Genomic DNA, 6,757 nt, shown 5'->3' with positions numbered 1-6,757 from the left:
CCGCCGATTTTGCTCGCTGCCGTCAGCGTCTTTGCGGTCTGGTCGGAAAGGTGGCTGCCGTCGTGATCAGCCAGAAGCAGAATAGCCATGATCTTGTCCTCTAGAAATATGGTTCGGTCCCGAAATCCGTCAGGGCCTGCCGAAAACGGGGAGGCGTGAGAACCGGCGCGCAGCGTGCTCTAGTACGTGAGCACCGGAAGCGCAGCGACACGCCGTTTGCAGGCGGACCTCACGGATTTCCGAGCACGCCGGCTTCGGTTTTGAGCTTTTCGACGAGCTCGGCCACCGACTTGACCTTGATGCCGGCCTTCCGGCCTTCCGGCTCCTCGGTCTTCAACACCTTCAGCCGCGCCGTGGTGTCGACACCGAAATCGGCGGGGGTCTTCTTGTCGAGCGGCTTCTTCTTCGCCTTCATGATGTTGGGAAGCGAGGCATAACGCGGCTCGTTGAGGCGCAGGTCGGTGGTGACCACTGCCGGCAGCTTGATGTCGATCGTCTGAAGACCACCGTCGACTTCACGGGTTACCGTTGCCTTGCCATCGCCGATCTCGACCTTGGAGGCGAAGGTGCCCTGGGCCCAGCCCAGAAGCGCCGACAGCATCTGGCCGGTCTGGTTCGAGTCGTCATCGATCGCCTGCTTGCCGACGATGATCAGGCCGGGTTGTTCGACTTCCGCCACACCCTTGACGATCTTGGCCACAGTGAGTGGCTCGACCTGGTCGTCGGTCTCGACCAGGATCGCCCGGTCGGCGCCCATGGCAAGTGCCGTGCGCAACGTCTCCTCGGCCTTGGCCGGACCCACCGATACCACCACGACCTCGTCGGCCTTGCCGGCTTCCTTCAGCCGCAGCGCCTCTTCCACCGAGATCTCGTCGAACGGGTTCATCGACATCTTCACATTCGCCAGTTCGACGCCCGAACCATCCGCCTTCACCCGGATCTTGACGTTGTAGTCAACCACCCGCTTGACCGTCACAAGTATTTTCATGGCCAACCCTTTCCGGAAATTCTCGTTGTCTGCTGATGGCCGTTACATGCGGCCGCGCTTGGCTTCGGGATCGTAGGGCGATTCCGCGATGACGCGGGCCTTGCGCCGCACGCCGAGGATCGGGACCTCGAGTTCCGTGCCCGGAACGCCAAGCTCGACCGGCAGCAATGCGAAGGCGACGTCGTGGCCGAGCGTATAGGCGTAGCCACCCGAGGTGATGCGCCCGACAAGCTTGCCCTGATGATAGACGCCTTCGTAGATCAGCGAACTTGCGCCATCGGTGTCGATCGCGATGGTGAAGGAGCGACGGGCGATGCCCTCTTCCTTCGCCTTTACCAGCGCATCGCGACCGATGAAGCAGCCCTTGTCGAGGCGCACGAAGCGATCGAGGCTGCTTTCCCAGGCGCTGAGTTCCGGGTTCATGTCGCGGTACATCGCCCTGTAGGATTTCTCGAGGCGCAGCGATTCCAGCGCCTGCAGCCCGATCAGCCGGAGGCCATGTGCCTCACCGGCGGCAAGCAGCGCATCGAGCAGGTGCCGCTGGTAGCTGAGCGGATGATAAAGCTCCCAGCCAAGCTCGCCTTCGTAGTTGACCCGCAGCAGCCGGACGTCGCTTGCGAGCCCCACCGTGCCCGACTGCACGCCGAACCAGGGGAAAGCCTCGTTGGAGAGATCGATTTCCGTCAGGGATTGCAGCACCTCGCGCGCCTTCGGCCCGACGATGGTGAAGCAGCCGCGATCATTGGTGACGTTGCGAAGCTGGACGCTGCCATCCCCAGGCAGCAGCTTCGACAGATCATCGAAATTCCAGCGCTCAGCCCGCGGCGTCGAGATCAGATAGAACAATCCGTCATCGAGACGGGCGACCACATATTCCGCCTGCACCCCGCCCGTCTTCGTCAGGTGATGGCTGAGGTTGACGCGCCCTGTTTTCGGCAGGCGGTTGGCAAGGATGCCATCGAGCCAGGCTTCGGCGCCCGCACCGCTCACTTCGAACTTGGTCATCGGCGTCATTTCGACGAGACCGACGGCATTTCTGACCGCGTGGACTTCCTCGCCGACATATTTGCCCTTCTCGGTCCAGCGCCAGCTGTACTGGTCCTTGGCCTCCACACCTTCTGGCGCGAACCAGTTGGGCATTTCCCAACCGTTGAGAACACTCCAGACAGCGCCCTTTTGCGTCAGGCGGTCATAGGAGGGAGCCGTCTTCTGCGGGCGGGCAGCGGGCATATCCTGGCCGGGATAGTGCTGTTCGGCATGGGTGCCCCAGGCCTCGCGCACCTTTTCGCGTGTCCAGTTCTTGTTGGCGTAATCGCCGAAGCGGCGCGGGTCGAGCTCGGAGGTGTCGAGGCTGTTGCCGCCTTCGACGATGCGCTCGGAGAGGTAATAGCCGATCGCCCCGCCCCAGAGGATGCCGCCTGGCACGCCTTCGGCGATCCAGACATTGTCGAGACCCCAGGCCGGCCCCACCAGCGGCAGTTCGTCGGCGGTCATCTGGAAGGGACCACGGACATTGGCCTTGATGCCGACGCGGCCGAGCGCCGGGACGAGATCCATCGCCCGCTCCCAGTTCCAGGAAACGGAATCGAAATCCTCCTCAAGCAGGTCGGCGCCGAACCATTCCGGCACGCCGTTTTCGGCAAAGAGCTTCAGATGCTCGGTCTTCTCATAGGGACCGAACATCAGGCCGTCGCCTTCTTCGCGAAGATAGCCCTCGAACCCCTCGTCACGCAGGATCGGCATTTCGGGCAGGCCCTGGCGCTTGCGCTCGATCACCTCGGGAACGGCATCGGTGATCCAGTATTGGTGGACGATCGGGATCGCCGGGATTTCGAGGCCGAGCATCGCGCCGGTCTGTCGGGCATAGTTTCCGGTCGCCGAAATGATGTGCTCGCAGATGATCTCGCCCTGATTGGTCTTGATCTTCCACTCGCCGCTCGGCATGCGCTCGAAACCGCACACTTCCGTGTTGAGATAGATCTTCGCGCCGCGATCCCGGGCACCCTTGGCCATCGCCTGGGTGACGTCGGCCGGCGCGATGTGCCCGTCGTCAGGATGGTAGAGCGCGCCCAGCATCTCCTTGTTGTTCTCAAGCAGCGGCCAGAGGTCGCGGGCTTCGGCCGGCGAAACCAGTTCGGCCCGAATGCCCTGTACCTCGGCAACACTCATGTAGCTCTTGTACTCGTCGAAGCGGTCGCGGGTATTGGCGATGCGCAGCTGGCCGCATTTGTGCCAGCCGACGTGCTGCCCGGTTTCGGCTTCGAGACCCTCGTAGATCTCGATGGTCTTGGCGATCATCCGGCCGATATTGATCGAGCGGGCATAGGACGGGATGAGGCCGGCGGCGTGCCAGGTCGAGCCGGCGGTCAGCTGCGTGCGCTCCAAGAGCGCAACATCTGTCCAGCCGCGCTTCGTCAGACCGTAGAGAATGGCTGCACCGACGCAACCGCCGCCGATGACTACGGCCCGAGCATGAGTTTGCATGAAGAGGTTCCCTTATGTGGAATTTTCAGCAACTTACAAACGGCCGCCGCGCTTGTAATCTTGCTAAAAACTATCCGGGGGCATAACCTCAGTTTATGCATAGACTTCGCTCGCTCGTCCCCTCCGCCAACTATCTCTTCGTTTTCGAGGCCGCCGCCCGGCGGCAGAGCTTTACCGGCGCGGCAGAGGAGCTGAATGTCAGCCAGCCGGCCGTCAGCAAGACGATCCGGCTTTTGGAGGAGGCAACCGGGCTCAAACTCTTCCGTCGCGAACACGCCCGGCTGGAGCTGACCGCCGAGGGCAAGCGGCTCTACAAGGAAACCCAGGAAGCCTTCGATCACCTGCACATGGTGATCTCGTCGCTGAGGCAAAAACACTCGCGCGACATCGTGCGCGTCTCGTTCTCCGCATCTTTCGTGCAACTGTGGCTGCTGCCGCGGCTGAAAGCTTTCAAGGCCCAGCATCCCGACATAGCCTTGCGCATCGCCGAAAGCAGCCGCGACGATCAGGACCTGCTGGAAGAAGACATCGATCTCTCCGCCCGGCTCGGGACCGGCAAATGGCCGGGTATCCACGCCTGGCATTTCGTCACCGAGGAAGTGTGGCCGGTCTGCAGCCCCGCCTATCTGAAAGAGCACGGTCCGATCGAGACGCCGGCGGATTTGCTGAACCACACGCTCCTGCATTTCGAGGAACGGCATCGCTCACGCGTGGGCTGGCGGGAGTATCTCGAGCGCAACGAGGTCTCGGCCGCCAAGCTGACGCAGGACTTCGTCTTTACCGATGCGCTGAACTCGATCGAGGCGGCCGTGCACGGCCAGGGGGTCGCGCTCGGCTGGAAACATCTGGTGCACGACCATCTGAAGGCCGGCAAGCTCGTCTGCCCCATCCGGGCAAGCTATCTCACGGGACAGAGCATCCACATCGTCATGCCGGCCCAGCGCCCGCCGAAGCGGGGCACCGAGATCTTCCGCGACTGGCTGATGGAGCAGAATGCCGACGCCGATATTTTCGCGGACGCGGCTGTTTAGAAACGCTCGCCGACGAAGTGGGCGACCTGGGCTCCGGCCTCGTAGTAGGCCTCCTTCAAACGCCGCATCGGCGGATCGCGCGGGTCGCTGAGCGGTAACGGCAGCTCCGCCTCGGCGATCTCTCCCAGGATATGGCGCGCCAGAACACGGCCGAACACCGTACCAGGCGCAATCCCGCGACCGTTATAGCCGGAGAAGCCGACGACATTCGGCGCGAAGCGGTGGAAGCGCGGCAGCGCATTGGTGGTCATGCCGATCTGGCCGTACCATTCGCACTCGAAATCGACCTTGCCCAGCTGCGGGAAAAGCCGGGCGAGCGAGCGCCGGGCCCAGGCCTTGTGGACGGCGGCACCGCCATTGCGCAGGGCGCCGACGCTGCCGAACACCAGCCGGCCGGCCTTGTCCATGCGAAAGGACGACAGGATCTCCTTGGTATCCCAGACACCCTCGCGGTTGGGCAGAATGCTCGAGAGAAAGTCAGGCGCAAGCGGTCGGGTCGCGAGATTGAAATAGGGCAGATAGACCTGTTCGGTGCGCACCTGTTCCCATGGGCCGGTGCTATAGGCATCGGTCGCAACGATGATCCAGTCCGCCGTCACCGACGCCCTGTCCGTCGCCACCTTCCAGCGGCTGCCGACCCGATCCGTCGAGACGACCCGGCTCGATGTATGCAGGGTAACGCCGGCCCGCTGGGCCGCGTGCGCCAGACCGCGGACATAGGCAAGCGGCTGCAATGTGCCCGCCCGCCTGTCCAGCAGTGCGCCGGCATAGGCTGTCGTGCCGATGCGCGCAGCCGTCTCAGCCGCATCGAGAAGCTCGACCGGCGCACCGCGCTTTTGCCATTGCGACGCCCGGTCCGCGATCTCTTTCAGCCCGGCGTCACCGACGGCGCAGTGTAGCGTGCCGTTGCGTTCGAGTTCACAGGCGATGGCGTGCTTGTCGATCAGCTCCATCACCACGCGCGGCCCATTGCCGAGCATATCGAGAAGCCGCTCGCCGTGAACCTCCCCGAGTTCGCCCGGCAAATCGTCGGGCATCACCCACATGCCGGCATTGATCAGCCCGACATTGCGACCCGCACCACCAAAGCCGATCTCCGCCCCCTCAAGCAGGATGACCCTCCGGCCGGCCTCCGCCAGATGCAGCGCCGCCGAAATACCCGTAAAACCGCCACCGACGACCACCACATCGGCGGAAGCGTCCGTTGCGAGCGGGCCGGTCATCGGCGGCGGCGGCGCGGTCTTTTCCCAAAGTCCATGGGAGCGGGGATCATTCAGCATCGGTCCAGTCCTTCGTGCGGGTCCTGGCTTCGTCTCTGCCCGCAGATTCTATCGATCACGACAATGATAACGTCGCCGTCACTGTGTAAAGACCACGGTCCTGTGGCCGTTGAGCATTACGCGGTTTTCCAGATGCATCTTTACCGCTCGGGCGAGAACACGGCTTTCGATATCGCGGCCGGTGGCGACGAAATCTTCGGCGCTCATCGCGTGGGTGACCCGCTCCGTCTCCTGCTCGATGATCGGACCTTCGTCGAGGTCAGGCGTGACGTAATGGGCGGTCGCGCCGATCAGCTTGACGCCGCGAGCATGCGCCTGGTGGTAGGGCTTGGCCCCCTTGAAGGACGGCAGGAACGAGTGGTGGATGTTGATGATCCGGCCATAGAGCCGCTTCGACAAATTGTCGGAAAGCACCTGCATGTAGCGGGCGAGGATGACGAGGTCAGCCTCCGTTTCGCGCGCGAGATCGATCAGCCGCTGCTCCTGTTCGGCCTTGTTGTCCTTCGTCACTTTCCAGTGGTGATAGGCGATGCCTCCGAGGTCGGCGGTCCTGGCGCTGTCGTCGTGGTTGGAAACGATTGCAACGACCTCGGCATTCAGCCAGCCAACGCGGATCTGGTAGAGAAGATGCAGCAGCGCATGGTCGAACTTCGAGACCATGACGATGATTTTCGGCCGACGGGTCGCGTCGGCAACCGCGGCCCTCATGCCGAAGCGATCGATCGCCGGTTTCAGCGCCCGCTCGATGCCATCTCGCGACATGCCGGAGGGTCCGGTGAAGCCGATGCGCATGAAGAAGCAATTGGTCTCCACATCGCGAAACTGATTGCTTTCGGCAATGTTGCCGCCGATGGCGGCAAGCTCGGTCGTCACGGCCGCGACAATGCCGGGCTGGTCATCGCAGGCGAGCGTCAGGATGAACGAGGCGGCAGTGCCTGTTGATGTCAGATTGGCGGGCATCACGGTCATGCCTC

The 6,757-nt window shown here is 63.1% G+C and carries 5 protein-coding genes; 1 reads left to right on the top strand and 4 read right to left on the bottom strand.

The window, feature by feature from the left end; genetic code table 11:
* Nucleotides 1–229: 229 nt before the first annotated feature.
* Nucleotides 230–988 carry an electron transfer flavoprotein subunit beta/FixA family protein gene (locus tag BLJAPNOD_RS07885; protein WP_077502608.1) on the bottom strand — a complete coding sequence of 253 codons (759 nt, stop codon included), beginning with the start codon at nt 986–988 and terminating at the stop codon, nt 230–232.
* A 42-nt stretch (nt 989–1,030) separates the two neighbouring features.
* Complete coding sequence (locus BLJAPNOD_RS07880) at nt 1,031–3,472, bottom strand: FAD-dependent oxidoreductase (protein WP_115419418.1); 2,442 nt, start codon at nt 3,470–3,472, stop codon at nt 1,031–1,033.
* A gap of 95 nt (nt 3,473–3,567) precedes the next feature.
* Between BLJAPNOD_RS07880 and BLJAPNOD_RS07875 the strand changes: the two genes are divergently transcribed.
* Nucleotides 3,568–4,503 (top strand): LysR substrate-binding domain-containing protein, encoded by a 936-nt coding sequence (locus BLJAPNOD_RS07875; RefSeq protein ID WP_077502610.1) that lies wholly within the window; start codon nt 3,568–3,570, stop codon nt 4,501–4,503.
* Here BLJAPNOD_RS07875 and BLJAPNOD_RS07870 read toward each other — a convergent pair.
* Nucleotides 4,500–5,783: an FAD-binding oxidoreductase gene (locus tag BLJAPNOD_RS07870; protein ID WP_115419417.1), complete on the bottom strand. Its 1,284-nt coding sequence runs from the start codon at nt 5,781–5,783 to the stop codon at nt 4,500–4,502. The genes BLJAPNOD_RS07875 and BLJAPNOD_RS07870 overlap by 4 nt on opposite strands.
* Nucleotides 5,784–5,861: 78 nt before the next feature.
* Complete coding sequence (gene purU / locus BLJAPNOD_RS07865) at nt 5,862–6,752, bottom strand: formyltetrahydrofolate deformylase (RefSeq protein ID WP_244610896.1); 891 nt, start codon at nt 6,750–6,752, stop codon at nt 5,862–5,864.
* Nucleotides 6,753–6,757: the final 5 nt, after the last annotated feature.

The sequence above is a fragment of the Ensifer sp. M14 genome (assembly GCF_003355565.1).
In the GTDB taxonomy this organism is placed as follows: Bacteria; Pseudomonadota; Alphaproteobacteria; order Rhizobiales; family Rhizobiaceae; genus Ensifer.
The sequence above is the reverse complement of the archived record's forward strand: the minus strand, read 5'-3'. Positions and strand labels throughout refer to the sequence as shown.